The sequence below is a fragment of the Hymenobacter edaphi genome (genome assembly GCF_003258365.1).
Taxonomy (GTDB): domain Bacteria; phylum Bacteroidota; class Bacteroidia; order Cytophagales; family Hymenobacteraceae; genus Solirubrum; species Solirubrum edaphi.
Window position 1 is genome coordinate 1 of sequence record NZ_QHKM01000037.1, and the last position, 567, is coordinate 567.

Genomic DNA, 567 nt, shown 5'->3' on the forward strand with positions numbered 1-567 from the left:
CCACGCCCCACGGCATCGGGGAGCGGATAGCGCAGGTGCCCGGCGGCTACGACCACAACTGGGTGCTCACCCAGGCCGACGGGATGCACCCGGCCGCCACGGTGTACGAGCCCGCCTCGGGCCGCACGCTGGAAGTGACGACCACCGAGCCCGGCATCCAGTTCTACACGGGCAACTTCCTCGACGGCTCGCTCGCGGGCAAGGGCAACGTGGTCTACGGCCGGCACGCGGGCTTCTGCCTGGAAACCCAGCACTTCCCCGACTCGCCCAACCAGCCCACGTTCCCGAGCACCATCCTGCAGCCCGGCCAACCCCTGCATTCGACCACCGTGTACCGCTTCGGCGTGCGCAAATAGGCGAAATGGTGAGAGGGTGAAATGGGGAGTGCCGTTCTGCTAGCGCTATCTGCGCCGCTCCGCGCCGCCTAAACACCAAACTCACCATTTCACCCCCTCACCCTTTCACCCTATGTCCAAGACATACGTCATCGGCATCGACTACGGCACCGACTCGGTGCGGGCCGTGCTCGTGGATGCCCGCAGCGGCGCCGAAGTGGCGCAGGCCGTG

General features: G+C 67.0%; 1 protein-coding gene. It reads left to right on the forward strand.

Annotated features, from left to right (window positions below; genetic code table 11):
- Nucleotides 1-356 (forward strand): aldose epimerase family protein (locus tag DLM85_RS24815; protein WP_481249169.1); only part of this gene is annotated, 356 nt, incomplete at its 5' end.
- Between the last annotated feature and the right edge of the window lie 211 nt (nt 357-567).